General features: G+C 54.2%; 20 protein-coding genes. 14 read left to right on the top strand and 6 right to left on the bottom strand.

Annotated features, from left to right (window positions below):
• The 8 genes from ACT53G_RS07175 to ACT53G_RS07140 all read left to right on the top strand — a co-directional run bounded on the left by ACT53G_RS07175 (position 1) and on the right by ACT53G_RS07140 (position 10,821).
• Positions 1–1,755 carry a putative bifunctional diguanylate cyclase/phosphodiesterase gene (locus tag ACT53G_RS07175; protein WP_476169065.1) on the top strand — a complete coding sequence of 585 codons (1,755 nt, stop codon included), beginning with the start codon at positions 1–3 and terminating at the stop codon, positions 1,753–1,755.
• 202 nt (positions 1,756–1,957) lie between these two features.
• Positions 1,958–2,137: a hypothetical protein gene (locus ACT53G_RS07170; RefSeq protein WP_275357824.1), complete on the top strand. Its 180-nt coding sequence runs from the start codon at positions 1,958–1,960 to the stop codon at positions 2,135–2,137.
• Positions 2,138–2,221: 84 nt separating this feature from the next.
• The gene (locus tag ACT53G_RS07165; RefSeq protein ID WP_476169064.1) at positions 2,222–3,436 is read left to right on the top strand and encodes a DUF2252 domain-containing protein; all 1,215 of its coding nucleotides are present in this window, start codon (positions 2,222–2,224) and stop codon (positions 3,434–3,436) included.
• Positions 3,437–3,650: 214 nt separating this feature from the next.
• The gene (locus ACT53G_RS07160; protein WP_275357828.1) at positions 3,651–4,139 is read left to right on the top strand and encodes a BLUF domain-containing protein; all 489 of its coding nucleotides are present in this window, start codon (positions 3,651–3,653) and stop codon (positions 4,137–4,139) included.
• A gap of 335 nt (positions 4,140–4,474) precedes the next feature.
• Positions 4,475–6,799 carry an FdhF/YdeP family oxidoreductase gene (locus tag ACT53G_RS07155; RefSeq protein ID WP_476169063.1) on the top strand — a complete coding sequence of 775 codons (2,325 nt, stop codon included), beginning with the start codon at positions 4,475–4,477 and terminating at the stop codon, positions 6,797–6,799.
• Positions 6,789–7,151 carry a hypothetical protein gene (locus ACT53G_RS07150; protein ID WP_476169062.1) on the top strand — a complete coding sequence of 121 codons (363 nt, stop codon included), beginning with the start codon at positions 6,789–6,791 and terminating at the stop codon, positions 7,149–7,151. The genes ACT53G_RS07155 and ACT53G_RS07150 overlap by 11 nt, the downstream gene beginning before the upstream one ends.
• A 161-nt stretch (positions 7,152–7,312) precedes the next feature.
• Complete coding sequence (locus ACT53G_RS07145; protein WP_476169061.1) at positions 7,313–8,737, top strand: aminotransferase-like domain-containing protein; 1,425 nt, start codon at positions 7,313–7,315, stop codon at positions 8,735–8,737.
• Positions 8,738–8,967: 230 nt separating this feature from the next.
• Entirely contained in the window at positions 8,968–10,821 is a 1,854-nt protein-coding gene (locus ACT53G_RS07140) for an alpha-amylase family glycosyl hydrolase (protein WP_476169060.1), read from the top strand.
• Between the two features lie 103 nt (positions 10,822–10,924).
• Here ACT53G_RS07140 and ACT53G_RS07135 read toward each other — a convergent pair whose 3' ends face one another.
• The 3 genes from ACT53G_RS07135 to ACT53G_RS07125 form a co-directional block, all read right to left on the bottom strand.
• The gene (locus ACT53G_RS07135) at positions 10,925–11,371 is read right to left on the bottom strand and encodes a DoxX family protein (protein WP_476169059.1); all 447 of its coding nucleotides are present in this window, start codon (positions 11,369–11,371) and stop codon (positions 10,925–10,927) included.
• On the bottom strand, positions 11,355–13,073 hold the full coding sequence (bufB, locus tag ACT53G_RS07130; protein ID WP_476169058.1) for an MNIO family bufferin maturase: 1,719 nt from the start codon (positions 13,071–13,073) through the stop codon (positions 11,355–11,357). The genes ACT53G_RS07135 and bufB overlap by 17 nt, the downstream gene beginning before the upstream one ends.
• 72 nt (positions 13,074–13,145) lie before the next feature.
• Positions 13,146–13,415, bottom strand: a complete 270-nt coding sequence (locus ACT53G_RS07125; RefSeq protein ID WP_194748904.1) for a hypothetical protein — start codon at positions 13,413–13,415, stop codon at positions 13,146–13,148.
• Between the two features lie 211 nt (positions 13,416–13,626).
• On the opposite strand from ACT53G_RS07125, the gene ACT53G_RS07120 reads away from it, so the two are divergent.
• The 3 genes from ACT53G_RS07120 to ACT53G_RS07110 all read left to right on the top strand — a co-directional run bounded on the left by ACT53G_RS07120 (position 13,627) and on the right by ACT53G_RS07110 (position 16,337).
• Positions 13,627–14,490 carry a bestrophin family protein gene (locus tag ACT53G_RS07120; RefSeq protein WP_476169057.1) on the top strand — a complete coding sequence of 288 codons (864 nt, stop codon included), beginning with the start codon at positions 13,627–13,629 and terminating at the stop codon, positions 14,488–14,490.
• Positions 14,491–14,624: 134 nt separating this feature from the next.
• Positions 14,625–15,953: a chloride channel protein gene (locus tag ACT53G_RS07115; protein WP_379074210.1), complete on the top strand. Its 1,329-nt coding sequence runs from the start codon at positions 14,625–14,627 to the stop codon at positions 15,951–15,953.
• Between the two features lie 147 nt (positions 15,954–16,100).
• Positions 16,101–16,337, top strand: coding sequence for a DUF2789 domain-containing protein (locus tag ACT53G_RS07110; RefSeq protein ID WP_476169056.1), 237 nt, complete (start codon positions 16,101–16,103; stop codon positions 16,335–16,337).
• A 77-nt stretch (positions 16,338–16,414) separates the two neighbouring features.
• Here the strand turns inward: ACT53G_RS07110 and ACT53G_RS07105 are convergent, their stop codons facing one another.
• The 3 genes from ACT53G_RS07105 to ACT53G_RS07095 are packed head-to-tail and all read right to left on the bottom strand — an operon-like array spanning position 16,415 to position 22,049.
• A complete protein-coding gene (locus ACT53G_RS07105; RefSeq protein ID WP_476169055.1) occupies positions 16,415–19,516 on the bottom strand; it encodes an efflux RND transporter permease subunit in 3,102 nt (1,033 codons plus the stop codon).
• Positions 19,513–20,664 carry an efflux RND transporter periplasmic adaptor subunit gene (locus ACT53G_RS07100; RefSeq protein ID WP_338655633.1) on the bottom strand — a complete coding sequence of 384 codons (1,152 nt, stop codon included), beginning with the start codon at positions 20,662–20,664 and terminating at the stop codon, positions 19,513–19,515. The genes ACT53G_RS07105 and ACT53G_RS07100 overlap by 4 nt, the downstream gene beginning before the upstream one ends.
• A complete protein-coding gene (locus ACT53G_RS07095) occupies positions 20,661–22,049 on the bottom strand; it encodes a TolC family protein (protein ID WP_476169054.1) in 1,389 nt (462 codons plus the stop codon). Before ACT53G_RS07095 ends, ACT53G_RS07100 begins: the two co-directional genes overlap by 4 nt.
• A 218-nt stretch (positions 22,050–22,267) precedes the next feature.
• Between ACT53G_RS07095 and ACT53G_RS07090 the strand changes: the two genes are divergently transcribed.
• The 3 genes from ACT53G_RS07090 to ACT53G_RS07080 all read left to right on the top strand — a co-directional run bounded on the left by ACT53G_RS07090 (position 22,268) and on the right by ACT53G_RS07080 (position 26,701).
• Positions 22,268–23,176: a hypothetical protein gene (locus ACT53G_RS07090; RefSeq protein WP_476169053.1), complete on the top strand. Its 909-nt coding sequence runs from the start codon at positions 22,268–22,270 to the stop codon at positions 23,174–23,176.
• Between the two features lie 202 nt (positions 23,177–23,378).
• Positions 23,379–25,484, top strand: a complete 2,106-nt coding sequence (gene ovoA, locus ACT53G_RS07085; protein ID WP_476169052.1) for a 5-histidylcysteine sulfoxide synthase — start codon at positions 23,379–23,381, stop codon at positions 25,482–25,484.
• The gene (locus ACT53G_RS07080; protein ID WP_476169051.1) at positions 25,466–26,701 is read left to right on the top strand and encodes a MalY/PatB family protein; all 1,236 of its coding nucleotides are present in this window, start codon (positions 25,466–25,468) and stop codon (positions 26,699–26,701) included. The genes ovoA and ACT53G_RS07080 overlap by 19 nt, the downstream gene beginning before the upstream one ends.
• Position 26,702 lies beyond the last annotated feature (1 nt).

Raw genomic sequence — 26,702 nt, 5'->3', positions numbered from 1 at the left:
ATGCGCCTGCTACTGGTAGATGATGATGAATTGGACCGCATGGCGGTGGTACGGGTGTTGCAAAACCCATCACTGGTGAAGGATATTGTGCATGCAAATACCGCCGTCAAGGCCTTGAAACTGTATGAAGAAAACGATTTTGATATCGTACTGCTCGACTACCGCCTGCCCGATATGGAATGCCTGGATCTGTTAAGCCAACTCACACAACACACAGAAAAGCAGGCCGCCGTGGTGATCCTGACCGGCATGGAAGATAACGAGACCATAGAAAGAAATTGCATCTTCGCCGGGGCCCAGGATTTTTTACTTAAAAAAGAGCTGTCTGAGCGACACCTGACCAAAGCGCTGGTACACGCGCAAGCCCGCCATGCCCTGAACAACAAGTTGATTGAAACGCACAAGCGATTGAAGTATCTGGCAGAGAATGACCCGATGACCGGATTATCAAACAGATATTATTTTGAAGAGCATTTGCGCAATGCCATGCAACGTGCGCATCGCCTCAACGTTCAACTCGGCTTAATTTATCTGGACATTGATAATTTCAAGTTGGTCAATGACAGCCTGGGACATGACTCTGGCGATCACCTGCTGAAGCAGGTCGCACAGCGACTGCAGGAAGTGGTCAGAGAAGGCGACATGGTCTGCCGCCTGGGAGGGGACGAGTTTGCCATTATCGTGCACGATCTGGAAAATGAAACCGCCGTCGGCGCCTTATCGCAGCGCATCCTCGAACAGGTGCGTGAGCCTTTTGCGCTGAATCAAACCGAACAATTTATTACCTGCAGCATAGGCATTGCCACCTTTCCCCGCTGCGCAAGCACGGCAGAAGACATGTTAAAGCGTGCCGACCTGGCGATGTATCATGCCAAGCGTGCAGGGCGAAATGGCTTTCACTTTTTCAGCGAAGTACTGCAAGAGCAGATTATCCATCGCATGATGGTAGAGAACGAACTGCGTTCGCAACGCCTGCAAAACCAGTTGGTGCAGTACTACCAACCGGTATTGAATGCACAAGACTTTACCGTGTGCGGTGCAGAAATGCTCATGCGCTGGCAGCATCCCACGCAAGGTCTGCTGCCACCGGCGGTCTTTATCGATGTGGTGGAAGAGCTTGGCTTTTTTGCCGAGATCGACAGCAGAAACCGGCAACTGGCCTGCTTACAGTTTGCACGCTGGCGCCAGAGCGGTCTGATTGACGCGGACTGCGTACTCGCAGTGAATGCCAGCGCACAATGGTTACAACATGAACACATGCTGACTGAAATTGAGCGTGATTTAAGGCAGATTGACCTGCCTGGCAGCTGTTTGTTACTGGAAGTTACCGAAAGTGTACTGGTGTCTGACTTTGACAAAACCTCGGCAAGACTCCGTCACCTCAAGCAGTTTGGGCTCAAAGTGGCACTGGATGATTTTGGCATAGGCTACTCGTCCATGACCTATTTGAAACACCTGCCTGCCTCTATCCTGAAAATAGACCGCAGCTTTGTGCAAAATGTGCCAGAGAATGAGGCGGATTGTCGCCTGCTCAAAGCCATGATCGTCATGGCCAAAAGTCTGGATCTTGAAGTCATTGTCGAAGGCATAGAAACCCTGCCACAAGCCACCCTGTGCCGAGCACTGGGTGCAGACAAGCTGCAAGGATTCCTGTTTGCAAAACCCTTGTCGCCAGACGACTTTGAACATTTTTTAAGCTCGCATCAGCCCGCCCGTTACCTGTCACTGTATGGCGAGCCAGACCAGGCAGGATGAGTCAGGCGTGATCAGGCAAGCAGTCTCAGCGCGGCATGTTGGAAAATTACCGGGGCTTGGGCAAGCGCCCAGCCATCAACACATCATTTTCAGCAGGCGCCACAAAACTTAGTCATCCGATTGATACTCGAACCAGACATACATAGATTGCAGCAGGCGCTCAAGCCTGTTCACCGCCCCCGACGATGATGGAGAATCCACCATGACCCAAGACCTCAAAACATCCAAGCTCGAAGCGCACTTGCAAGCCATCGAGGCCCATAAAAGCCTGCTGGAGAAACTGCATTTACATGATAACCAACCGCTGGATGAGGTGAATGCCTCACTGCAAAGATTGACGCTGACGCTGGAGGAATATCTCAAGCTGGTCGGCCTGCCTTAAACCGTTGCGTGCTGAAAGCCCCTAGCATTCCTCCTAGAACCCGCCACGCACAAACAACGCTTTGCATCCTTATCCGGAACCGCCATGCCTATTTTAGACAGAATCCAACACTACAACGCCGGCCGCGACCCTGAGCGTCTGCAAATGAAACTGGCCGCCATGTGCAAAGACCCGTTTGTGTTTTTGCGCGGCACCTGCCATTTGTTTTATGAAGACTGGCACCCAGCCCTAGCAAAGCTAAAAAGCCCTGCCGCCTGGATTTGCGGCGACCTGCATCTGGAAAACTTTGGCAGCTACAAAGCCGAAAACGGCCTGGCCTATTTTGACCTCAACGACTTTGATGAAGCCGCCCTGGCGCCTTGCCTGTGGGAGCTGACGCGCTTGCTGACCAGCCTGCTGGTCGCCCAGGACACACTCAAGCTCAAACCCAAACAAACCACTGCACTGCTTGACATCATGGTGCAGAACTACGCGCAGGCACTGGCGGAAGGCAAACCCAAATGGGTAGAGCGCAAAACGGCCCGTGGCTCGATCAGGCATCTGTTGTCAGACTTGAGCAAGCGCAGCAACCAGGCCTTTATCGCAAGCCGGACCAATGCCAAAGCACCGGACACACTCCTGATAGACGGCAAACGTGCGCTGGCCTTGGACAAAGCGCAAAAACAAGCCGCCTTGGAAAAATACATGAAGGCCATGCAAGTGCAGTCTAAAAAAGACTTCTTTTATCCGCTGGATATTGCGCGCCGCATTGCTGGCACCGGTAGCCTGGGCCTGGAACGCTATGTCGTGCTCGTGAACGGCAAAGGGCCAGAGCGCCGCGCACTCATAGACATGAAAGCCAGCAACCAGAGTGCACTGAGCCCTTACCTGAACACCGCAGCAATCAAACTCACACAACCTGACTGGATGCTGGAATCTCAACGCGTCGCGACCATACAGGCAGGCGCCCAAATCCTGCCGCCCGCCCTTCTCAAAGCCGTGTGCGTAGACAAACAGTCTTATTTGATCAAAGCGCTGCAACCCTCGCAAGACCGGGTAGACCTCACGCAGTGGGATGGCAAACTCAGCGTGCTGGATAATATTTTTGCCAGCATGGCCGCCCTTACCGCCTGGGCCCATTTGCGCAATGCCGGTTATCTGGGCGCCGCCAACCGCGAAGCCTTGATGGCGTTTGGTGCGCAAGTCGCCGACTGGCGAGGCCCCGTGCTCACGCTGGCGAAACAGGTGGCCGATCAGACCATCCATCAATGGCAGGACTATGTGAGCGCCTACCAGGCCGCCTTCAAGAAATCCTCTTAATTCTGAAGGATCAGCGACGCCCAAGGCCGCGTTGCATACGGGTGCCGCCTGCTTTATGCCATGCGTCATGGCCGCAGATTTTTTAGTCTGCTGGCGAGCCGGGATGAGGTGCTTAAGTTTGTCTGCGTGGCTTCAGGCATGCACTCCCATCCACCCAGAACCTTCGCCCAAGCAAACTGGTCATAGTGTTTGTCTGTTTCATCAAGGAACTGCCATGGACCATGATCCGATACAGGAAAACGACCTCGTAATGCTGAGCTATACCAGCATTGCCGACCACCTGATGTCTAGCCAGGAGCTGATCCAGCTTCTGGCGATGGCGCGAGAGAACAACCGCCACCTGCACATCACCGGCATGCTGCTGTACATGGAAGGATGTTTCTTTCAAGTGCTGGAAGGGGAGCGGGCGGTGATCGATGCCCTCTATGAAAAAATCGCGCATGATCAGCGCCACCATCATGTGATGAAGCTGATTGAAGAACCCATTGATGCGCGCAGTTTTAACGACTGGAGTATGGGGTATCGCCATGTGACGCGTGAAGACTTGGCTCATGTGACTGGATTGACCGACTTTTTGGATAGGGATCAACCCGGTTTTGACGGCATGCACAGTGAGCGGGCGAAAACCCTGATCAACGCATTTAGACAGGGTCGCTGGCAGACCCGTAATACCCAACAATACCGCTATCAGCACGTCGCCTAAGTCTGCTGCTTCATCTACGTGCACACCTCAACCTCACGTGCACAACACAGGTCTCCACATGGGCGGTGTTGCCTGGGTCAAACACTCCCGCAACGCTGCTCGGATTCTCGTTTAAGGAATGGCGTTTTGACTGAAAACCACGCCTGACCCTGCAGGAATCTGAATCGCTGCCGTAATAACTGTATCCTAAAAATTAGGGCGGTTCTGTGTCTGTTTTTGTTGCCTCAACCTGACTACGATAAACACCATCCGCAATCCGCGCAACCCACTGACAGACAAGTTGAATCTCGCCTGTTGTCACTGTTAAACGTACTGACGCAATCTTACTGGAAACTATGTCGCAATCCAAAGCTGTGATTAAACCGTATCACCACCCGGCCGCTGGCTGGGGCGCATTGAAGCAAGTGGCCGCCCAACTGGCGCTGCAAAAAATCCCGGTCAAGGGCGTGATGACGCTATTGTCACAAAACCAGCCCGATGGCTTTGACTGCCCAGGTTGTGCCTGGCCGGACAAAGAACACACCTCTACCTTTGAGTTTTGTGAAAACGGCGTGAAGGCGGTGGCCGCTGAGGCCACGGCTAAACGTGTCCCACCGGCTTTTTTTGCCCAACATACGGTGACGGAACTGATGGGCTGGAGCGACTTCGCCCTGGAAAATGAAGGCCGCCTGACCCACCCCATGCGTTATAACGCGGTCACCGACAAATATGAAGAAGTGTCCTGGGACGAGGCCTTTGCGCTGATGGCAACACAGCTTAACGGTCTGGATCATCCAGATGAGGCCGTGTTTTACACCTCGGGCCGCGCCAGCAATGAAGCCGCCTTTCTCTACCAGCTGTTTGTGCGTGCATTTGGCACCAACAACTTTCCTGATTGCTCCAACCTGTGCCATGAATCCACCAGTATTGCCTTGCCTGCCACGGTGGGCATCGGCAAAGGCTCGGTGACCCTGCATGACTTTGAGCATGCCGATACGCTACTTATTTTTGGCCAGAATCCGGCCACAAACCATCCGCGCATGCTGGGTGAGTTACGTGAAGCGGCTAAACGCGGCGCACGCATTGTCGCCATCAACCCACTGAAAGAGCGTGGCCTGGAACGTTTTGCCGACCCGCAAAGCCCGTTTGACATGCTGAGCTTTAAAGGCAGCAAGATCAGCAGCCTGTTTATCCAGCCCAAGCTGGGCGGGGACCTGGCGCTGATCAAAGGCATGATCAAGTTCGTCATTCAGTGGGATGACGAAGCCATTCTGCACGGCACCGAGCGCGTGGTCGATGTCGATTTCATTGCCGAACACACCAATAACTTTGCGGCGATTGCCGCAGATGCGCGTCAGGAAAGCTGGGAGGTCATCGTTGAAGAATCCGGCGTCCCCTTGGCACAAATTGAGGAAATTGCCCGCATTTATGCCACGGGGGATCGCGTCATTGCGACCTGGGGCATGGGCATTACCCAGCACAAACATGGCGTGGCCACCATTAAAACCCTGGTCAACCTGATGCTGTTGCGCGGCAATATCGGCAAGGAAGGCGCAGGCCTGTGCCCTGTACGCGGCCATAGCAACGTACAGGGCAACCGCACAGTGGGCATTTATGAAAAAATGCCGCTGGAGTTTCTGCAACGGCTGGACCAGGTGTTTGACCTCAATGTGCCGAAAGCACCAGGTTACGATGCCGTCGGCGCCATCGACGCCATGATTGCAGGCAAAGTAAAATTCTTTTTTGGCCTGGGTGGTAACTTCTCGATTTCCACGCCAGATACTGACCGCACCTGGCAAGGCATGCGCAATTGCGAGATGACTGCCCATGTCACCACCAAGCTCAACCGCAGTCACCTGGTGCATGGCAAACAGGCGTTGATTCTGCCCTGCCTGGGCCGTACCGAAATCGATACACAGGCCACAGGCCCACAGGGTGTGACCGTGGAGGACTCTATGAGCATGGTGCATATTTCCTACGGCATGAACAAACCTGCTTCGCCGCACTTGTTATCAGAGCCGGCGATTGTGGCGCGCCTGGCCGCGGCAACGCTCAAGGCAAGCAACATCCCCTGGCTGGCGCTGATTGAGGATTACAGCAAAATCCGTGACCTGATTGAACAAACCCTGCCGGTCGCGTTTAAAGACTATAACGAGCGCATCAAGCACCCAGGCGGATTCCGCCTGCCCGTGCCCTCCAGCGAGCGTATCTGGAACACGGCGTCCGGCAAGGCGGAATTCACGCTGCAAGCCATCCCTAACAACTCGCCCATCCATCAGGCCCGTGAGCAATATGGCGACCAGTTATTTGTGCTGATGACCACCCGTTCACATGACCAGTACAACACCACCATTTATGGCATGGATGACCGCTACCGCGGGGTGTTTGGGGAACGCCGCGTCATTTTCATGAACCCGGCCGATATCACTCGCCAGGGCCTGCAAGCCGGGGACTGGATCAATCTGGTCAGCGTCTGGCAGGATGGCATCACGCGCCGCGCAGACAATTTTTTGGTCGTGGCTTACGATATTCCGTCAGGCTGCCTAAGTGGCTATTACCCGGAAACCAATAACCTGGTGCCACTGGAGAGTGTGGCCGACGATTCGCGCACCCCGACCTCAAAATCGATTCCGGTGATCATCGAGAAAACCACTACCCCTGAGGTCGCCCATGCTGCTTGAACGTGACCACAGCTTACAGTCCATGCTCGCAGCTGAGGTGACATTAACGCCCGAGGTTGAAAACAGGCAGGCGCTAGATGAAACCCCCATCAACCTGACGCCGCTGGACCCAAGCGCAGTGATGCTGTTAAGCATCCTCGAATGCTTGTATACCGAACACAGCCAAGGCCGTGCACATATGCCACTGGCCGCGCTATGCAAACGTCTCGAGCTGCGCATGAGCACTGTGCAGCGCCTGTTGACCGCACTGGATGAGCAAGCGCTGGTTCACGTATGTGCGCAAAAAGACCGCTTGGTTGCCAGCTTGACCGCCGCTGGGGCAGAGGTTGCGCTCGCTTTGCAAGCAGCATAATCAACGCCTGAACCTGTTCCGAAAAGCCTGTGCGCGTCCACAGGCTTTTTTCATCGCTGGTGCTAAATCAATACTGCCATCAGGCATGTCACGGTCGAGTCCTCGCCCGCTGGCTTCACGTATAATGGCAAGCATCTTCACACCCGCAAGCCTTGCCATCCATGAAGCTTTACGTCTCGTTTGCCGCCCGCGTCCGCGCCATGATTGATGAAGGCGTATTGCGGCCAGGCGAAAAAATCTTCTCGGTACGGCAAGCCAGCCAGCAATATGGCTTGAGCATCAGCACCGTGCTGCGCGCCTATTTATTGCTGGAGCAAGAAGGCGTCATCAGCAGCCATCCGCAGTCCGGCTACTACGTGACCCCGCGCAAACGCCTGCAGCAAAAGGCCGCCTCACCGCTGGCAAAAGACCTCAACCTGGCCGAAGTCGACGCCAGCAAGTTAGTCCTCACTACGCTTAAATCCATCCGCGAATTTGGCACGGTGCCGCTGGGCTCGCCATTCCCGGATCCACAGCTATTTCCGCTCAAAAAAATCCACCAGTATGAAAAAGCGCTGACCGATGATCAGGGCGAGTGGGGCGTCTTGAGCGATTTGCCTCCTGGCAACGAGCTATTACGCCAGCAGATTGCGCGGCGTTACCTCATGCATGGCATGGATGTGTCGCCCGATGACATTGTGATTACCCACGGCGCAACCGAGGCAATTACGCTATGTCTGCAAGCGGTGGCTAAAGCGGGAGATACCATCGCGCTCGAATCCCCCGGTTACTATGCACTGGCCCATACGGTAGAACGCCTGGGCATGAAAGTCGCCGAGTTGCGCACCGATCCGCACAGCGGCATAGACCTTGATGCCTTGCAGGCGATGACCAATAACGTGCGCATTGCTGCCGTTGTCCTCACCACCAACTTCCAGAATCCGCTGGGCTTTGCCATGCCAGAAACGAAAAAACAGGCCTTAGTCAGCTTGTTGGCCGCGCAGCAGATCCCGCTGATTGAAGATGATGTCTATAGCGAGCTGTATTTTGGCGAAGTGCCGCCACGGCCTGCCAAAGCCTATGACCAGCAAGGCATGGTGTTGCATTGTTCGTCTTTCTCAAAATCACTGGCGCCTGGTTACCGCGTCGGCTGGACTGTGGCCGGGCGCTACCGTCAGGAGGTTGAGCAGCTGATGTTCCTGAATAGCCTGTCGCTGCCTTCACCGCCACAGATTGCCATCGCCAAATTCATGCAGCGCGACAGCTTTGAGCAACACCTCAAGCAATTAAGACACACCTTGCGCTCCAATTACGTCTTGATCCGTAATGTGATTGAACAAAGTTTCCCAGCGGGCACACAGCTTTCTGTGCCTCAAGGCGGTTATGTCATCTGGGTAAAACTGCCAGCCAGCGTGGATGCGCTGGCCCTTTACCGTGCCGCGATCGACAACGGCATCACGGTGGCACCTGGCACGATTTTCTCGCGCAAAAAAGACCTGACCCACTACATCCGGCTCAACTTCAGCCATTTGTGGACGCTGACCATAGAGCAAGCGGTGCAGGAGATTGGTGCCATGGTTTGCCAGATGTTGACCAAAGAAGGCTAACGGTTTTCTGTCCAACACCTTGTGCGTTTTCATGTGCATCCTACGCCCAGCGCTTGTCGGCCCAGTGCGCAATAAGCTGTCAGAATCATTTGCCAGACAATACTGACAACCGTATCAGAAAATGACGACTACGCCTGTCAGCATCGGCAGGGTATGTTCATGACGTACAGCGCTGTTGTACACGCTTTTTCTTGACCTCCCCTCTTTCACCTGTTTGCTGGAGCCGCCTTATGACTACGCCACACACCAAGCCCGTCATCGAACCTTTACCTGGCATGGGCGCGATTACGCATGCCGATGGCGTGGCATTCAGGGTATGGGCTCCGCACGCCCAGCAAGTGAGCGTCATTGGCAACTTTAATGACTGGCAAGCGGGCCAAGACGCCTGCTTTGAGGAGGGCAATGGCTACTGGTATGTGAACATTCCGCATGCCCAAGCCGGGGACGAATACCAGTTTCACCTCATTGCGAATGAGCAAGCGTTACAGCGCATTGACCCCTATGCAAAAATCGTTACCAATTCTGCAGGCAATGCCGTGGTGCCACCGCAGGATTTATTTGAAAGTCCGTCTAAGCCGTTTCAAATGCCCCCCTGGAATCAACTGGTGATTTACGAGCTGCATATCGGGACCTTCAACACTCAAACTGGCAACACTCAAACTGGCGATGCCAACAATGATAGTCAAGCACAACAGGTTGGCAACTTTGATACGGCCATTGAACGCTTGCCTTATCTCAAAGCGCTGGGAATCAACGCCATTGAAATCATGCCGATTGCAGAGTTTGCAGGTGACTATTCCTGGGGCTACAACCCGGCACATCCATTTGCCATTGAAAGTGCCTATGGTGGTGCTGAGGCGTTCAAACGCTTTGTCACCGCAGCCCATGAGCTGGGCATCGCGGTAATTGTCGATGTGGTATATAACCACTTTGGCCCCTCTGATATTAGCTTATGGCAATTTGATGGCTGGCATGAAAACGATAAAGGCGGCATTTATTTTTATAATGATGACCGTTCATCTACCCCCTGGGGCGAAACCCGCCCGGACTATGGTCGCAGCGAAGTGCGCCAATATATTTTTGATAACGCCATGATGTGGCTGGGGGATTATCATGCAGACGGCTTGCGCTACGACATGACCCTCTATATCCGCAGTGTTTCGGCAGATGCCAGTCAGTTGATTGCCGAGGGCTGGAGCTTGCTGCAATGGCTGAATGGCGAAATTCAACAGCGCTATCCAGGCAAAATCACCATTGCAGAAGACTTACAAAATGATGCGAAACTGACACAACACCGCGAAGATGGCGGCGCACATTTCGGCAGCCAGTGGGACGCGGGCTTTGTGCACCCCATCCGCCAGGTCTTGACCGAAATTGAAGACTGTCACCGCTCCATGGCTGCGGTCCGCGATGCCCTGCTCAACCGCTACAACCAAGACGCCTACCAACGCGTCATTTACACCGAATCCCACGATGAAGTAGCCAATGGCAAACAGCGCCTGGTGTCTGAAATTGATGGCAATGATCCCCCTGGCCGTTATGCCATCAAGCGCAGCTGTCTAGGCGCAGCCCTGGTCATGACCGCCCCCGGCATTCCCATGTTATTTCAGGGTCAGGAATTTCTGCGCGACCAATGGTTTAGAGATGACCGTCCGATAGACTGGCAACGCGCCGAACAATACGCTGGGATTGTTGCGCTCTATCGCGACTTGATCCAGCTGCGCCTGAATCGCGCCGGGGACACAGCAGGCCTCAGCGGACAAGCCATTGCGGTCTACCATATCAACGACCAAGACAAACTGATTGCCATACACCGCTGGGCGGCAGGCGGTGCTGGCGATGATGTCATCGTGGTGTTTAACTTTGCCGAGGGCCGCAAAGAAAATTATGTCATCGGGCTGCCACATCCCGGCCGATGGAAACTCCGTTTCAATAGTGACGCCAAGCAGTATCACGCAGACATGGATGAAACCGCCTCCAGCGACCTGACCGCCGAAAACACCAGCCTCGATGGATTTGCCCATGCCGCACCGATTACGATCGGCGCCTACAGCTGCCTAATTTACTCGCAAGACAAGACTTAAAAATAAAAATTAAGGAATAAACAGAATAGTGGCTATACGGCCGGTATGCCCGGCCCTGCTACCCGCGTTTGAACACTCGCAATCGCAAGATTCAAGCAATGGATCACTGAAGGCGCCGCGTTAACAAATAGTCCAGCGAGGCCTTGCCTGCGCCGCAAATCGCCAACCAGGTGAACACGGCAAAATAGGTCGCCTCTTCAAAGCCGAGCAAGGTTTCCAGCGAATCAATATCGGCCAGTTTTGCCGAAATAATCGCGACCACCATCACCACCGCCAACGCCCCGCCACAAATGCGCGTCATCAATCCCAAGATCAGGCCCAAGCCGCCAAAGCACTCCCAGCCGGCCACAAACGGCGTCAAAATTTCCGGGTAAGGAATGCCCCAGCTTTGAAAGTTTTCAATGATCGCTGGCAAATTTGTCAGCTTGCCCCAGCCTGTGAGCATAAAGGTATACCCCACCACCACCCGGGCGACCAATGGGCCTAGCCATTCAAAATGCGCAGCCACTTTTTGTGGCCAGGCAATCAATAAATCAAAAAATATACGCATGTGTTTCCTCCTGTTGCGGATGAGTAAGCTGCATGGCTGTCGCTTCAAGCGCTGGTGAGGCCAGCAAACCGTTTCTCATCCATTTTGAAAAATAAGCCATCACGGCAGGTCCAGCTTCGTCGTCCAGTGCAGATAACGCCTCGCCCACTGTCGCGCCGCTAAATAATCTGCTTAGCAGCGTAAACTCCTGTGCCTCCAGCGTCATGCGCCAAACCACATCCTCATGGCGGTACACCACCAGATACTCGTCAGCGGGGTCGGCACCAGGTGGCGGTGCTTCGTCCATCACCGCCTGATAGTAAGCATTCACGCCGTAGTTAAACTGCACCAGCGTTAATGCAGCCCGAGGCATCAGTTGCAAGTCCATCAACCCCTCCGGCGTGAGTCCCTGTAGTTGCGAAGCTTGCAGCACGGGGGTTTCAGCAGGGTCGGTCATTTGCGCGACCAATGTTTCCAGCTGGCAAAGCGCGTGGGCAAAGCCATCTTCCGGCAACGCTGTTTGTATAAAAGAGGGGAGCTTGAGGGCAAAGCGGCCGATATTAAAATGGTCGGGCTGTACCGCTGCAATAAACGCCCACAGCAGCGCGTCAAATACAGGGGCAGTCAGGTAGTGCGCCAACACCGGATAATCTTCGGCCACCACATCAAACAAGCGGTAACGGTAAGCTTCGGTATACACCGCTAATTGTGCTTGTGGCGCAAAGTCATCCTTGGCGCGGATCCAGTCTGCCGGGCGGCTATCCAGGCGATCGCCCAGCACAATGGCTTGCTGTAAGTGGGTTTGCGCCTGCAGTAAAGACGGTTGCAGGGCCGGGACAGATGCCGCAACCGGCTTGGCGGTGTCTGGCAATACATACGTGCTGGCCTGGCTAGCCACTTGCCGGGCTTTATCCAGCTCAGCGGCCAACACCGGAAATTCTGGAATCTGGTCATCCCACTCAATCATGGTATTCGGCACGCGGCCTGCTCGTTGCACCACATATTGATACAGTCCCCACACCGCATCCGTCACATGGTCATCATGCGTATCTACGATATGGCTGCCTTTATTGCGGTGGCCGGAAAGGTGTACCTGAATGACCCGCTCTAGTGGCAAGGCATCCAGATAGGCTTGTGCGTCCAGCCGGTGGTTGTAGCTTGTCACATACACATTGTTCACATCCAGCAGCAAATGGCAGTCGGCCGCTTGCGCCATGGCCGCAATAAATTCGGCTTCCGGGATCGTGGAATGCTGAAACTCCAGGTAAGTCGATGGGTTTTCGAGTGCAATTCTGCGTCCCAGCCGGTCCTGCACCTGCCGAATCCGTTGCACGATATGTTTGAGCGATTCTTCGGTGTAGGGTAGCGGCAGCAAGTCATGGGTATTTTTATGTGCCACGCCGGTCCAGCACAAATGGTCAGAGATCCAGGCGGGCTGCACCCAATCGATCAAGGCCTTGAGCTTGGTCAGGTACTCAGAATTCAAGGCATCTACACTGCCGATAGACATCGACACGCCATGCATGACGATCGGGTATTGCTCCTTGATACGCGCCAGGTTGCGCTTGGGCTTGCCGTCGGTATCCATAAAGTTTTCAGAAATAATTTCAAACCAGTCCACCTGTGGCTGCTGTTCAAAAATATACGGGTAGTGCGTGGGCCTGAGGCCCAGTCCAAAGCCCAGATTGGGGAATGCATTTGTTACAGGATTGGTCAGCAGCATGACAATTCACTCCTTGCAAAGCGGCAGGGCCACTGCCCCGCCACCTTGAAATGATTCAAGAAAATGACCTGCTTACTTGCTGCCGTCCGTCGCGCATGAACCATGCCCCTTACATGCATTTTTGCCATCGCCGCCCTGGCCTTTGCAGGAGTTTTTGCCTTTGCAAGCATGCTTCTCTTTACCGTCCGCGGTTTTGCAGTTGGCTTTTTCCATCTTAGCGTTATCTTTGCCATTGCAGCCAGACTTGCCTTCATCGCCCGCAAATGCAGGGCTTGCGCTCATCACCGTTGCAGTGAATAACCCTAACAATGCTGCGCTGGCCAATTTTTGAGTCGTTTTCATACTATCTCCTAAGGATTCAATTAAAAAAGTGAAACAGAAAATGTGTTCTGCAACCCTTAGTCGATGTCATTGACGCGGCCTTACAGATTTTTTGAAAATAATTTAAAAATAGTTGAGTGATTGGGAAAGGCCGCCAGAACCGCGCGGCGCTGACGCCCAAAATTGTGTGACTGCCATGCTAAACTCAAGCCAATATTTCACTGGAACGCGCATGATTCAATACAACCCCAAAGACTGGCTGACCTTCATCTTCCGTTTTCACGAGTCCGATACTTTCCGCCAACTGATTCCGATGATGCTATTGATCGGGGCGTATGCCGGGGGCATTGCCTATCTCGAAATCGAATACTGGAAGCTGGCAGACAGCAGCCATGTCAAAAACCTGTCGCTGATACACACCACCGTCGGTTTTGTCTTGTCCTTGTTGCTGGCCTACCGCACCAATACCGCCTACGACCGCTGGTGGGAGGGCCGCAAAGCCTGGGGGGCGCTGGTCAATAACAGCCGCAATCTGGCAATCAAGCTATCGGCTTACCTGGGCGATGACCATGACCGTGATTTTTTCAGAAAAATTATCCCCACGTATGCCACCGTACTTTCCCAACATTTGATGAATGCCGAGGTGAGCAAAATGCTGTTTGAAGGCCTGGATCTGGACATTGACCACCATGAGCACCACCCCAACCAGATCGCCAAGCGCATTTTTCAACAAGCCAACCTGCTTTATACCTCAGGCAAAATCAGCGGTGACCAGTTTTTTATCCTTCATGACGAACTCAAAGCCTTCACCGAAGTGTGCGGGGTGTGCGAACGGATCAAAAACACGCCGATCCCTTACTCTTACAGCGCGTTCATCAAAAAATTCATTTTCTTCTACGTGATGACGTTACCGTTCGGCTTTGTGTTTAGCCTGGGCTATTACGTGATCCCGGTGGTGGTGTTTATCTTTTACGTCTTAGCCAGCCTGGAGCTGATTGCCGAAGAAATTGAAGACCCGTTTGGCACCGACACCAATGATTTGCCCACCCCCAAAATGGCGGCAAATATCAAAAAGCACGTCGAAGAGCTACTTTAAACGTCATAACAAGTATTTATGCTCATCATATTTGTTATGATGTAAGTGCCTTTTTGTTAAAGCCTGCGCTCATGAACTTAGGTTTAGTGCATCGCGCAAGCACCCACTCTCGGTAAACTGGCAGCGATACCTCCATGCTGAACGACCTGAAAAATATCCTCGCCTCCATCAAAATGACTGATGTGCATCTGTGGCTAGGCCGTCTGATCATCTGGTCTGCGGCCATCATCACCGGGCTGGTCATTGTGTTGTTTGCCCGTGCCACCGAGTATGCCATCGCCTGGTTTGATCAGATGCAATCGGCGCTCTGGTGGCTACCGCTCATCGTCATGCCCGTGGTAGGCATTTTTATTGTCTGGGCGACCAAGCGCTGGTTTGCCGGCGCTGCCGGCAGCGGCATCCCGCAGACCATGGCGGCGCTGTCGTACGCAGAACATCAGCCGATTGGCCATTTGGTATCGATTAAAATTGCGGTCTCCAAAATGGGGCTGGTCATCCTCGGCCTGGCCGCAGGCTTTTCCGCAGGCAGAGAAGGGCCTTCGGTACAGGTGGGGGCCAGCATCATGCATGCCTTTCGCCGCTTTTTGCCGCAAACCTTTCAAATCGACCCTAAACACCTGATTCTGGCCGGTGGGGCCGCGGGCATTTCGGCGGCGTTCAATACCCCGCTGGCAGGGATTATCTTTGCCATAGAAGAGCTCAGCCGCAAATTTGAGCAAAGAACCAATGGCGTGATGATTTCGGCCATTGTCTTGTCCGGGCTGGTTTCGATTTCATTGCAAGGCAATTACACCTATTTTGGCAGCCTCAGAGTGAGTCCGATTGATACGCAAATTTTGCTGCCCGTGCTGATTGGCGGGCTGGTGTGTGGCGTGTTTGGCGGCATCTTCAGCAAAACCCTGATCGAACTCACAGAAAACCTGCCCGGCAGAATCACCCGCTTGCGTACTCGTCATCCGCTGTACTGGACGGGCTTTTGTGCGCTGCTGGTAGCCGGCCTGGGCATTGTCAGTCATGGTGCCGCCAATGGCTCAGGATATTCACTCACCAAAGCCATGCTCAATGGCTCCATCAATGAAACCTGGTACTACCCTGTGGTCAAATACCTCTCCACCATCTTCACCTATTTAAGTGGGATCCCTGGTGGCATTTTTGCCCCGGCCCTCTCTATAGGCGCGGGCATCGGCTATGACTTAGCCAGCATTTTTCATTACCACCACCTCACCATTGCCTTTAGTGCCTTGTGCATGGCCGGCTTTCTGGCTGGCGTGACACAAGCGCCCATCACCTCGTTTATTATTGTCATGGAGATGATAGACGGCCATGAAATGGTGATCAGCCTGATGGCGGTGTCACTGATTGCCACCGTCACCTCGCGCATTTTCAGTCGACCACTTTATTCGGTGCTTGCTGGCCAGTTTACCGCTGGCCCGCCAGATCAAAAGCGGCTGGATCACCCCTGAGTCCAGGCAGCCGTCAGAGAACCACTAGCCGACCAAGTTTCGGCGTAGACTGGTGACCTCAATGACCGCGCAGGTAGGCAGGTGAATCGTTTGCCCGCCTCGCTGATTGCGTGCTTAGTCAACCCCACAACGTCAGGAGTCCGCCTTATGGAAGCGTCACTACACAGCCTCAACAATCTGTTTGCCCAACTCGGCTTGCCAAATAGTGATGCCGAGATTGAACAGTTTATCAACACGCATCGTCAACTTGCAGGCACCATTTCACTGGCGGATGCCCCGTATTGGACACCGGCGCAAGCCGCTTTTTTAAGAGAGGAAATATTGAAGGATGCGGACTGGGCAGAGGTCATCGACCAACTGAATGCCAGGCTACATGCCAAATAATGGAGGATGGCTGTGCGGCTGAGCCTGTACAGCCTCTGATAAAAAAGTCGCACTAGGCGGCTTTTTTATCGGGCATCTCATGCCAGTGCGGATGCAATCTCTGGCTTGGCATGTCTGCCGTGCAAGGCCTGATACATCACCGGCAAAATAAACAGCGAAATCACTGACGAGAAGAACAGCCCCCATACAATCACCGTCGCCAGTGGACGTTGTACATCCGAGCCCAGCCCCGTCGCGAGTGAGGCGGGCAGCAAGCCCAAGATCGCGACCAATGAGGCCATCATGACTGGCCGCATGCAAACGCTGGCCCCCTCAATAATCGCGGTATGCAAGGCCTGCCCCTGCGTTGAGTAGTTTTTAATGGTTTTAACCATGAGTACCCCGCTCATGATCGACACCCCAAACACGGCGGCAAAGCCAACCCCGGTAGACACATTCAGATGCATGCCGCGCATGAACAGCGCCAACAGCCCGCCCGCCAGCGCGGCGGGCAACACAGACAACACCACCAGCGTATCGCGATAGGATTTAAAAAAGAAAAACAGGATGGCAAAGATGATGGCCATGGTCAGCGGCACCAGCACCTTGAAGTGGTTGGCGGCACGGTCCAGATTTTCATACATGCCGATCCAGCTCATCCGGTAGCCGTTTGGAATCACCATTTTTTGTGCCAGCAACTGCTGCGCTTCGGCGACGAAGCCGCCCTGATCGCGGCCACGGATGTCGCTGCGCACGGTGATTCTATGCTTGCCATCACCGCGGGCGATAATCGTTTGCCCATCTACCACACGGATGGTAGCGACCTGCGACAGCGGGATCGTCACGCCATCGGTGTTGGTCACCGGCAAGCGTTCTATGGCATTGACAGAGCTGATGGCCGCCTTGTCAAACTTGGCCACAATATCAAACCTGCGCTCGCCTTCGTAAATCACGCCCACGGGTGCACCGCCAATCGCATTATCAATAAACGCCGAAAGATCATGAATATTGACTTTGTAGCGCGCGCACAAGGCACGGTTGGGCGTAATAACCAGCTGCGGCTGCGGCCCCTCCTGCTCAATGTTCACATCCACCGCACCGTCCACCGTTTTCAGCCAATCCTCAGACTGCCTGGCCAAGCCCAGTAACACATCAAGGTCTGGCCCGGAAAACTCCACCGCCATATCGGCCGAGGTGCCGTTAGAATCTTCTGTCACACTATCGATGATGGGCTGGGTAAAGTTGAATCGGGTGGTTGGAAACTCATTTCTAAATGCCTGCCCCAGGGCAACAATCAACTCGGCCTTGGTGGCAAACTGCTGCCAGCGCTCATGCGGTTGCGGCACAATCATCATCTCGATCCGGCTTGGCGGATACGGGTCGGTGCCGCTGTCATTGCGGCCGGTCTGAATGGTGGCATACTTCACCTCCGGGTACTGCAGCGCAATTTCGCGCAAGCGCTTGCCAAACAGTGCGGTCTGCTCAAGCGATGTCCCCTCCGGGAAATTGGCGCGTACCCAGACCACGCCTTCATCCATATATGGTAAAAACTCACTGCCGATTTTGGGCACCACCCACACCAGCAGCAAGATCAGGCTGGCAAACACCGCCAGCAGCGTTTTCGAGGCATGGCGCAACAAGTGCGTGATGCCCCGGGTATACCACTGATTCACGCGCTCAAGGACAGGGTTGTGCCGCTCCTTGAATCCCTGTTTAAAGATCATGGTCGCCAGCACCGGCACCACAAAGAAGGAGAATAAACTGGCGCCTATCAGTGCAAAAATAATGGTCATAGCCATGGGCCGGAATAACAAGCCCTCAATATGCGTGAGCGAGATCAGAGGCAAAAAGCCGCCAATAATCAGCAAAATTGAAACGAATACTGGTTTTTCCACCTCCAGCGTGGCATTGAGCACCGTGAGCTCCACCGATGGCGGATCCGCGGCATGATTGCGCTCATCCAGACGTCTGGCTATGTTTTCAGAAATGATGATCGCCCCATCCACCAGCACACCGAAATCAATCGCACCCAAGGACAGCAAGCCAATCGGGATATCGGTCAAATACATCACCAGCAAGGCAAACACCAACGCCACCGGAATGGTCAAGGCCACCAGAATAGCCAGCGAGGGCCGTCCAAAAAACAAGAACAGCACCAGCAACACCAGCGCAATGCCTAACACCACGCTATGCGTCACCGTATGCAAGGTGCTGTTGATTAGCTCACTGCGGTCATAAAATGGCACCAGCTGGACGCCCTTGGGCAGCATGCCGTCGTTCAACTCCTGTATCGCCTGTTTGACCCTGGCCAGCACCTCGGAGGGGTTTTCGCCTTTTCTGAGCAAGACGATGCCTTCGACGGATTCATCCACCGTATTCTTGCTAAAAATCCCGGCCGGAATCTTTTTGTTGATTTGCACACTGGCCACATCGCGCACGTAAATGGGCTGGCCATCGATATTCTTGAGAAAACTATCCTCAATATTTTTCTTGCTCTTGATCGCACCTTCACCGCGAATGACAAACGACATACTGCCTCGCGACAGCAGGCTGCCGCCCGAGTTGGCGTTGTTTAATTGCACGGCCTCAATCACATCATTCACCGACACATCGTAGCGGCGCAATTGCGAGGGATTCAGAATAATGCCGTACTGTTTCTCATAGCCGCCGAAATTGGTGACCTCGGCTACCCCATCCGCCCGTAACAGCCTGGGGATCACCACCCAGTCATTCAGGGTACGCAACTGCACCAGATCGCTGCCCTCACCGCCGGTTAATTGATAGCGCACCATCTCCCCATACGCCGTCGCCAGTGGCCCTAGCTCGGCCTCAGCCCCCGGCGGCAACGTAAACAGTGAAAGTTTTTCCTGCACGCGCTGCCGGGCCCAGTAACTTTCGGTGCCTTCCTTGAAAATAAGCTGAATCACCGACAAACCAAAGATGGTCCGCGAGCGGACGGTCTCCACATTGGGGACATTTTTCATCAGGATTTCGAGCGGCACCGTGACCTGGCGCTCGACATCCTCGGGTGCCTTGCCCGGAAACACCGTAATGATCTGCACCATTTGCGATGAAATATCCGGATAGGCATCGATTTTCATGCGCGACAGGGAATACAGGCTCAACAGACTCAGCGCCACCAGCCCGCCGATGACGATCCATTTGTACTGCAATGCCTGGCGAATCAATTTCGCCATCATGATGCAGCACTCTCGTCCGCATTCACAATCTCTACCGCCTTGATGGCCAAGGGCTTGAGCAAAATGGCGCCATGCGCAATGATGGTGTCGTGTTCTCGCAGCCCGGACAGGACTTCAACTGATTTACGATCAAAATTATCGCCGATGGTCACTTCCACCAGCTTCCAGGTATTCGGCTGGCTCAAGACAAAGACATAATCTTTTTTATTGAGATGAATCAGGGCCTCATTCGACACCAGCATTTTTTTGCGCTGCTCAGTGCCTAACTGGATATCGGCAAACATGCCGGGCCTGAGCTGATGCAGGCTGTCCTGCAGCGCATAGTAAATGCGTAAGGAACGCTTCTCAAATGACACCAGCGGAGAAATACTCGCCAGCTTACCCGCAAACGGTTTATCCGCATTGCCGTAAAACACGGTGGTCAGGGCCTGGCCTGCATACACCTTGCCGGCATTCATTTCCGGCACATCGCCCGCCACCAGCACTTCATCCGCCTTCAGGCGGATCAGTAAATCAATGTCTATGCCCTGCTGAAACAGCTGACGTTCCGCATCCGCACGGTTGTTTCTTGCCTGGTTTAAAGCGCTCTGAATATCAAATAGTGCTTTCTGCCCTTCCAGCTGCGCCTGCAGCAAGTTGGCTTCCGACAGGCTCAAGTCTCTGGCAGCTTCTGTGCCGATATCCACCAGTTTTTTCAGGCGCTCCACCTCTATCCATTGCGAGTGCAACTTAGCCTCGTTCAGCTCGGCAGTTTTCTTGTACTGCTTGCTCAGAAACTCGATTTCATTGCCATCGTTTTTCCAGTTGGCATACAAACTGGAGATTTGCTGATTGATGAACTCATACTGCTCATCGTCGGCCGCGCTGGTCGGTTTTCGTTTGGCAATAATGCTGCCTGTCACGGTCAAGTCCGGCAAACTGACCGCTTGCAGTTGCAGCTGCTCGCGCAGAATCTTGCGATTAAAGGTTGAAGCCGGATCAATCAGGATTTGCCCGTTCCGCAACAGCGTCACTGCCTGCCCCTGCTGGGCCGGTGCCGACGCGACCGCCGGTTTGGCCGAGTGTGCGGTCATATAATAAAGCCCGGCACCTACCATCCCCAACAACACCAGTGCAAACAGGGCGCCTTTTTTTTGTAATTGACTCATTTTAAAACCTGCTTCCCAATGGCTGCATTCAAAGCGTAGAGCGAATGCCAATAGTTGGATAACGTCATAATGTGTACGCGATTGGTTTCGCGGTAGTTTCTTTGCGCATCCAATAACTCGAACAGACTCTTGCCGCCCAGTGCGTAAGCCGCTTTCATCTTGTCACGGATCACTTTAGAAACACCCAACTTGGTGTCTGCCTCATTGACCAGCACCAGATACGAAGCGTCATAGATGTGGTAATTACGCTCGATTTCAGACCTGAGCTCAATCAGCTGCGTATCCAAATCCAGCTCACTCTGTCTTTTGAGGGATTTGGCCTTGGCAATATTGCCCTGGTTGCGGTCAAATACCGGCAACGAAACATCCACGCCTATGCCCCAGGCATTCTGATCCGGGAAACCAATCGCCTCTTTCTGAAACTGGCGGGTCACCCCCACATGGGTCACCACCGAGGGATAAGCCTTGACCTCTTCGAGCTCGATATTGCCGACTGACTGTTCGATTTGCCGCTTTAGCATGGCGATATCCGGCCGGTTTTCCTCGGCCATCTGGATCAAATGCTCAGGATCACTGATCGGCTGCGGATGCTCAATCTCCAGGCTGCCAACCACGTGGATGGCTTTGTTCTTTTGCATGCCAAGAAAGGCCTTCAGGCGGCTGATGGCATTTTCCACAGCCACCCGTTTGGCGCGCAACTCGGTTTGGCTGGAGAGCAAAGACAAATTCACTCTATCCAGCTCGATAGACCCGGCCCCGCCGATTAACACCCGTTTTTCCGTCAACGCTTTCAGGGCCGCCAGCTCGGTGTAATCCTCCTGCGCCAGCGCTTGCAAATTTTGCGCCTCCAGCACATCGTAAAAAGCTGCAATCGCCCCAGCAATGCGCAACCGGATAGTGTCATTCACACTCGCCCTGGCCACCTCCACCCCGAGTTGGGCAGCGCGCATCTCAGCCGCACGCTTGCCAAACACAAACCAATCAATCGGATATGCCACCCCGAGATCAAACTGCGGAGGGCCGCCTTGGCGATTGACGTTAAAAGACTGATTCAGCGGCATCAAGGTATTGGAGACGTTCATCACCGGGTTAGGCGGCAACTTGGCCGTGACCAGGTCCGCCTCGGCCTGATAAATGCCCTCCACCGCAGACTTGATTTGTGGATCTGCCTGCAGCGCGAGATAGATGGTTTTGTTGAGATCAAGCGCCGTGTCTTCCAGCTGCTCAGCAGCCAGCGGTGAACGATGTTGATCAGGAAAATGGGCGGAGAGGCCGTCTTTGACAAAGGCGGGCGGCGCAATAACCTCCGCTGCAAAAGCAGGCATCTGCACGGCTGCCAACAGGAGCAGTAACAGCGGTCGGAGATGCGGAAACAATGACTTCATAAAGGCGGCATTTCAAATGTCGTCCATCATGAATCCATTTTGTGAAGGATTTATTACAACCGCCTAAAATGCCTGGTTTTCATGCCTAAAGCGCCTTTGCATGCCAGCCAGCATCGTAGCGAGATTGCAAGCCTGCAGCACTCATACCATCAGTGCGCTGACACCCTTGCAGAAAAACGGTTGAATGCTCACTTGTACCACACTTAAAATAGGTCACTATGATCGCCCGCTACGACTACAATCTACCCCCAGCACACAGCATCGTAAGGTTGCAAAACTTAAGCGTCACCGAGCAATCCCGGCTGCTGCCACAAGTGTTTGCCCTTGCCCGCGAGCAATACCCGGAATGGCCCGCAGAGCAGTTGCCTAATTGGCTGGCTGCCTTGGCGGGCGGCAATGCCAACGGCACCAAAATGGCTGTGTCGGTGGTGCTGGATGCGCAGGGTGAAGTCGCTGCCGCCAGTGCGCTGGAGCTGTATCGCAACGGCACCGCCATGATCAACTACAGCCTGGCCCGAAAAAGTGTCGAGCATGCTAGTGCCGAGCGTGATAGTGCCAAGCATAGTAGTCCCGAACAGAGCGCCGCGCTGATTTACGCCGCGACCAAAGACATGGCGGCGGGTATTCAAGCCTTGCAGGCACAAGGCGAACCCATCCACTTTGTCGGCAAAGAGCATCATTTGCAAAGCCTGCGCGCGATTGCAGGCTATTATGCGGTGGGCCAGGTGCCGATTGACGGCCCGACCTCTTTGCTCATGCGTGAGGTGAAATATTACGAGGTCGCCTATGGTGACCCGAAACAAGTTGAAACTCAGGCCAGAATAGACCATGCACTCATGCTGGCTGACCCTAAAGCAGGCTACTCCCAAGAGGAGAATGTGCACCTGTGGCTGCTGGGTGACTTTATCCCCAGCGTGCCCAACAAGCCCTTGGCCGAATCGCTGCGAGCGCTGGCAGACACCTATGCCCAAGAGCACAGCATCTTCCGCGAAAAAGACATATGCTTAGACCCTGGCTACAGATCGCTACACCAGCTGGCTGACCATTTGCCAGCAACGGCTACCTATCAACAAGCCGTGCAGGCCTCAGCGGTGGGCGCGGCGCAATGGCTGGGTTTAATTGAATAACAGCCTTGCCGCCGTTTGCTGCGCACCCTATCCATCGCTACGACACAAATGAGTATCGTGCATTCAAATTGAACCAATCATTTCAAATGCTATTCAATAAACAAGCGCTGCCTGGGGATTTGCATTCCCCCCTGTGTGCGCTTATTTTCCAATCTCTAAAGATGCGCTTGATAGACAGGCCACGAAACCGATCACGACAGACATGACCAAACCTCCTCATCGCAGCCTTCTACTTAGCCAGGATCACACATCGCTCACCCGTGAGCAGATACGGGCTTATTTTCATGAGACCTCAGATGTCTATGAAGCCTTGTTTACGTTACTCAGCAACGAGGAAGCGTACTACGTGAAACCCATTGCGCTGAGACATCCGCTGATTTTTTACTACGGCCATACCCATACCTTTTTTATCAACAAGCTGATTCTGGCCGGGCTCATCAGCGAACGCGTGAATCCCAGGTTTGAGTCCATGTTTGCGGTCGGCGTCGATGAAATGGGCTGGGATGACGTGAACGAAGCCCACTACCAATGGCCAACGCCAGCGGAGGTGAACGCCTACCGTGCACAGGTGCGCGAAGTGGTTGACCAACTGATCACGCGCCTGCCTTTTGAGCTGCCGATTGATTGGGAGAGCCCGTGGTGGCCGATTCTGATGGGCATTGAGCATGAGCGCATCCATCTGGAAACCAGCTCGGTACTGATCCGGCAACATGCCTTACAGTATGTTAACCCCTCCCCCGCATGGGCACCCTCTGCTGCGCGGGATGTAGTCGCCCCTGAAAATCGCTTGGTGCCTATCCCGGCGCGTGAAATTGTGTTGCGCAAGTCAGACACGTATTACGGCTGGGATAACGAATACGGTCAATTTCACGGCCACTGCCCGGCCTTTGAGGCGGCCCAATACCTGACCTCTAATGCCGAGTTTTTACGCTTTGTGGAAGCGGGCGGCTACCAGGCAGAGGCCTACTGGCAAGAAGAAGGCTGGGCCTGGCGCACCTACACGCAAGCCGAGCATCCCACGTTTTGGATCAAACAAGCCTCCGGCTGGCAACTGCGCCTGCTGACGGAAGAAATCGACATGCCATGGAGCTGGCCGGTAGAAGTCAATTACCATGAGGCCAAAGCGTTTTGCAATTGGCTGTCGGCACAGCTGGGCAAACCAGTGCGTCTGCCCAGCGAGCAGGAGTGGTATAGTCTGTATGAACATGCAGGCTTGTCCGACGCCCAGGTCACCAACGGCCATCTTGCCAATCTGTTTTTAGACCATGGAGCATCGTCTTGCCCGGTCAACCAGTTTGCGCATGGTGAGCTGTATGATGTGGTGGGCAATGTCTGGCAATGGACAGAAACACCCATTTTTCCGTTTGATGGCTTTAAAGTACACCCGTTGTACGATGACTTTACCACCCCGACCTATGATGGCCGCCATAATCTCATCAAGGGCGGCTCCTGGATCTCAACGGGCAACGAGGCGATTAAAAGTGCGCGCTACGCCTTTCGCCGACATTTTTTTCAACATGCAGGATTCCGCTATATTGTGACTGATACCCCCGTAGAAAATAACAGCTCGTATTACGAATCTGACAAGCAGCTGTCCGAGTATGCCGAATTCCATTATGGTGACAGCTATTTTGGCGTACCCAACTTCCCCAAAGCGCTGAGCGATTATGCCCTGCAGCATTTGCAAGCCAAACCAAAACGCAAAGCGCTCGATTTAGGCTGTGCCACCGGCCGTGCCACTTTTGAGCTGGCCACACAGTTTGATCACGTCACCGGCATAGACTTTTCTGCCCGCTTTATTGGCTTGGCGTTACAAGCGGCCGAACAGGGCGTGTTGCGTTACACCATGGTCAATGAAGGCGACTTGGTCAGCTACCAGGAGCGCACACTGAGTGCCTTAGGCTTAGACCAGGTGGTCGACAAGGTGGAATTCTGGCAGGGCGATGCCTGCAACCTCAAGCCTCAATTCACCGGCTACGACTTTATTCTGGCCGCCAATTTAATTGACCGGCTGTATAGCCCGCGCCAGTTCTTAAGCAGCATTCACGAACGCCTGAATATCGGCGGCGTACTCATGATCACCTCGCCGTATACCTGGCTGGAAGAGCACACCCCGCGTGAGGAATGGATAGGCGGCTACAAGCAAGATGGCGAAAATGTGACCACGCTGGATGGCCTGAAAGCGCTGCTAAGCCCGCACTTTACACTCATGCAAGCCCCGGTAGAGATTCCGTTTGTGATTCGTGAAACCCGCCACAAATTCCAGCATACACTGTCAGAAGTGACGCTATGGGAGCGCGTGCGTTGAGCAGCCGCTTTGACCAGCCCATCGCGCGTGAAGGTAGCGGCGCATTAAAATACGATGGCCGCCAGCAGACCTTCGGCACCACCGAGGTCATGCCCATGTGGGTGGCCGATATGGATTTTGCCGTGCCCGCAGCAGTGACTGAGGCGCTGCAAGTGCGCATCGCCCATCCGGTGTTTGGTTATTCCCTGGCACCCGATAGCCTGTATCAAGCGCTGATTGATTGGCTACTAATCAAGCACGGTTGGCCAGTCCAGCGCGAATGGATTGTGCTCACGCCCGGCGTGGTGCCCTCGCTCAACCTGGTCGTCGCGGCCCTCACCGCCCCCAACGACGGGGTGATCGTGCAACCACCCGTGTATTTTCCGTTTTTTTCAGCGGTCACCGGCCAGCAGCGGCATTTGCTTGAAAACCCGTTGCGCCTGACCTCCGATCACGCACACCAGCCGCAATACCAGATGGATATGGGCCACCTGACGGCGTGCGCGCAACAGGCGCGCATGCTGCTCCTCTGCTCACCGCATAATCCGGTAGGTCGGGTGTGGCAACCGTCAGAGCTGGAGTCTATTTTAACCATCGCGGACCAACATGATTTAATAGTGCTCTCCGACGAAATCCATGCCGATTTAGTCTATGCAGAAGCGCAACACCAACCGCTTAGCCGTTTGGCCATGCAAGCCGAAACCACCGAGCAAACCGCGTTGTCCCACCGCGTGATTACCGCCGTCTCGCCCAGCAAAACCTTCAATATTCCAGGCCTGGGCCTTTCAGCCTTGATTGTGCCAAACACCGCGCATCGGCAAGCCATTCAACGCCAGCTCAACACGCTAGGCCTCTCAGTGACCAACCCCCTCAACATGGCCGCCTTTGAAGCGGCCTATCGCGGCGGCAGCAACTGGCTAAATGAGCTGATGCCTTATCTGCAAGCTACACGCGATGCGGCAGTGGCGTATATTCAGGCAGAGCTGCCCAGTATCAAAGTCATCGCTCCGCAAGCCACTTATCTGCTATGGCTGGACTGCCGCGCCCTCAATCTGCATGACGCCGCATTAAAACGCTTTTTTATTGAAGAAGCGCAACTCGGCCTCTCGCCCGGTGCGATGTTTGGTCATGGCGGCGAAGGCTTTATGCGCATGAACATAGGCACCCCCCAGGCCAACGTGCTCGCGGCGCTGGCGCGATTAAAAGCCGCCTGCAGCCGTCACGGTCTCTCAACTTAAA

The organism is Methylophilus sp. DMC18 (assembly GCF_056314005.1).
Note: the sequence above shows the minus strand (reverse complement) of the source record. Positions and strands in the feature narration are given on the sequence as shown.

What these genes read in the sequence shown, in the direction of transcription:
- ACT53G_RS07140 (WP_476169060.1), top strand. Translation starts at nt 8,968, where the DNA reads ATGACTACGCCACACACCAAGCCCGTCATCGAACCTTTACCTGGCATG.
- ACT53G_RS07165 (WP_476169064.1), top strand. Translation starts at nt 2,222, where the DNA reads ATGCCTATTTTAGACAGAATCCAACACTACAACGCCGGCCGCGACCCT.
- ACT53G_RS07150 (WP_476169062.1), top strand. Translation starts at nt 6,789, where the DNA reads ATGCTGCTTGAACGTGACCACAGCTTACAGTCCATGCTCGCAGCTGAG.
- ACT53G_RS07175 (WP_476169065.1), top strand. Translation starts at nt 1, where the DNA reads ATGCGCCTGCTACTGGTAGATGATGATGAATTGGACCGCATGGCGGTG.
- ACT53G_RS07125 (WP_194748904.1), bottom strand. Translation starts at nt 13,415, where the DNA reads ATGAAAACGACTCAAAAATTGGCCAGCGCAGCATTGTTAGGGTTATTC.
- ACT53G_RS07155 (WP_476169063.1), top strand. Translation starts at nt 4,475, where the DNA reads ATGTCGCAATCCAAAGCTGTGATTAAACCGTATCACCACCCGGCCGCT.
- ACT53G_RS07115 (WP_379074210.1), top strand. Translation starts at nt 14,625, where the DNA reads ATGCTGAACGACCTGAAAAATATCCTCGCCTCCATCAAAATGACTGAT.
- ACT53G_RS07120 (WP_476169057.1), top strand. Translation starts at nt 13,627, where the DNA reads ATGATTCAATACAACCCCAAAGACTGGCTGACCTTCATCTTCCGTTTT.
- ACT53G_RS07170 (WP_275357824.1), top strand. Translation starts at nt 1,958, where the DNA reads ATGACCCAAGACCTCAAAACATCCAAGCTCGAAGCGCACTTGCAAGCC.
- ACT53G_RS07090 (WP_476169053.1), top strand. Translation starts at nt 22,268, where the DNA reads ATGATCGCCCGCTACGACTACAATCTACCCCCAGCACACAGCATCGTA.
- ACT53G_RS07110 (WP_476169056.1), top strand. Translation starts at nt 16,101, where the DNA reads ATGGAAGCGTCACTACACAGCCTCAACAATCTGTTTGCCCAACTCGGC.
- ACT53G_RS07100 (WP_338655633.1), bottom strand. Translation starts at nt 20,664, where the DNA reads ATGAGTCAATTACAAAAAAAAGGCGCCCTGTTTGCACTGGTGTTGTTG.
- ACT53G_RS07135 (WP_476169059.1), bottom strand. Translation starts at nt 11,371, where the DNA reads ATGCGTATATTTTTTGATTTATTGATTGCCTGGCCACAAAAAGTGGCT.
- ACT53G_RS07160 (WP_275357828.1), top strand. Translation starts at nt 3,651, where the DNA reads ATGGACCATGATCCGATACAGGAAAACGACCTCGTAATGCTGAGCTAT.
- bufB (WP_476169058.1), bottom strand. Translation starts at nt 13,073, where the DNA reads ATGCTGCTGACCAATCCTGTAACAAATGCATTCCCCAATCTGGGCTTT.
- ACT53G_RS07105 (WP_476169055.1), bottom strand. Translation starts at nt 19,516, where the DNA reads ATGATGGCGAAATTGATTCGCCAGGCATTGCAGTACAAATGGATCGTC.
- ACT53G_RS07080 (WP_476169051.1), top strand. Translation starts at nt 25,466, where the DNA reads ATGGGAGCGCGTGCGTTGAGCAGCCGCTTTGACCAGCCCATCGCGCGT.
- ovoA (WP_476169052.1), top strand. Translation starts at nt 23,379, where the DNA reads ATGACCAAACCTCCTCATCGCAGCCTTCTACTTAGCCAGGATCACACA.
- ACT53G_RS07095 (WP_476169054.1), bottom strand. Translation starts at nt 22,049, where the DNA reads ATGAAGTCATTGTTTCCGCATCTCCGACCGCTGTTACTGCTCCTGTTG.
- ACT53G_RS07145 (WP_476169061.1), top strand. Translation starts at nt 7,313, where the DNA reads ATGAAGCTTTACGTCTCGTTTGCCGCCCGCGTCCGCGCCATGATTGAT.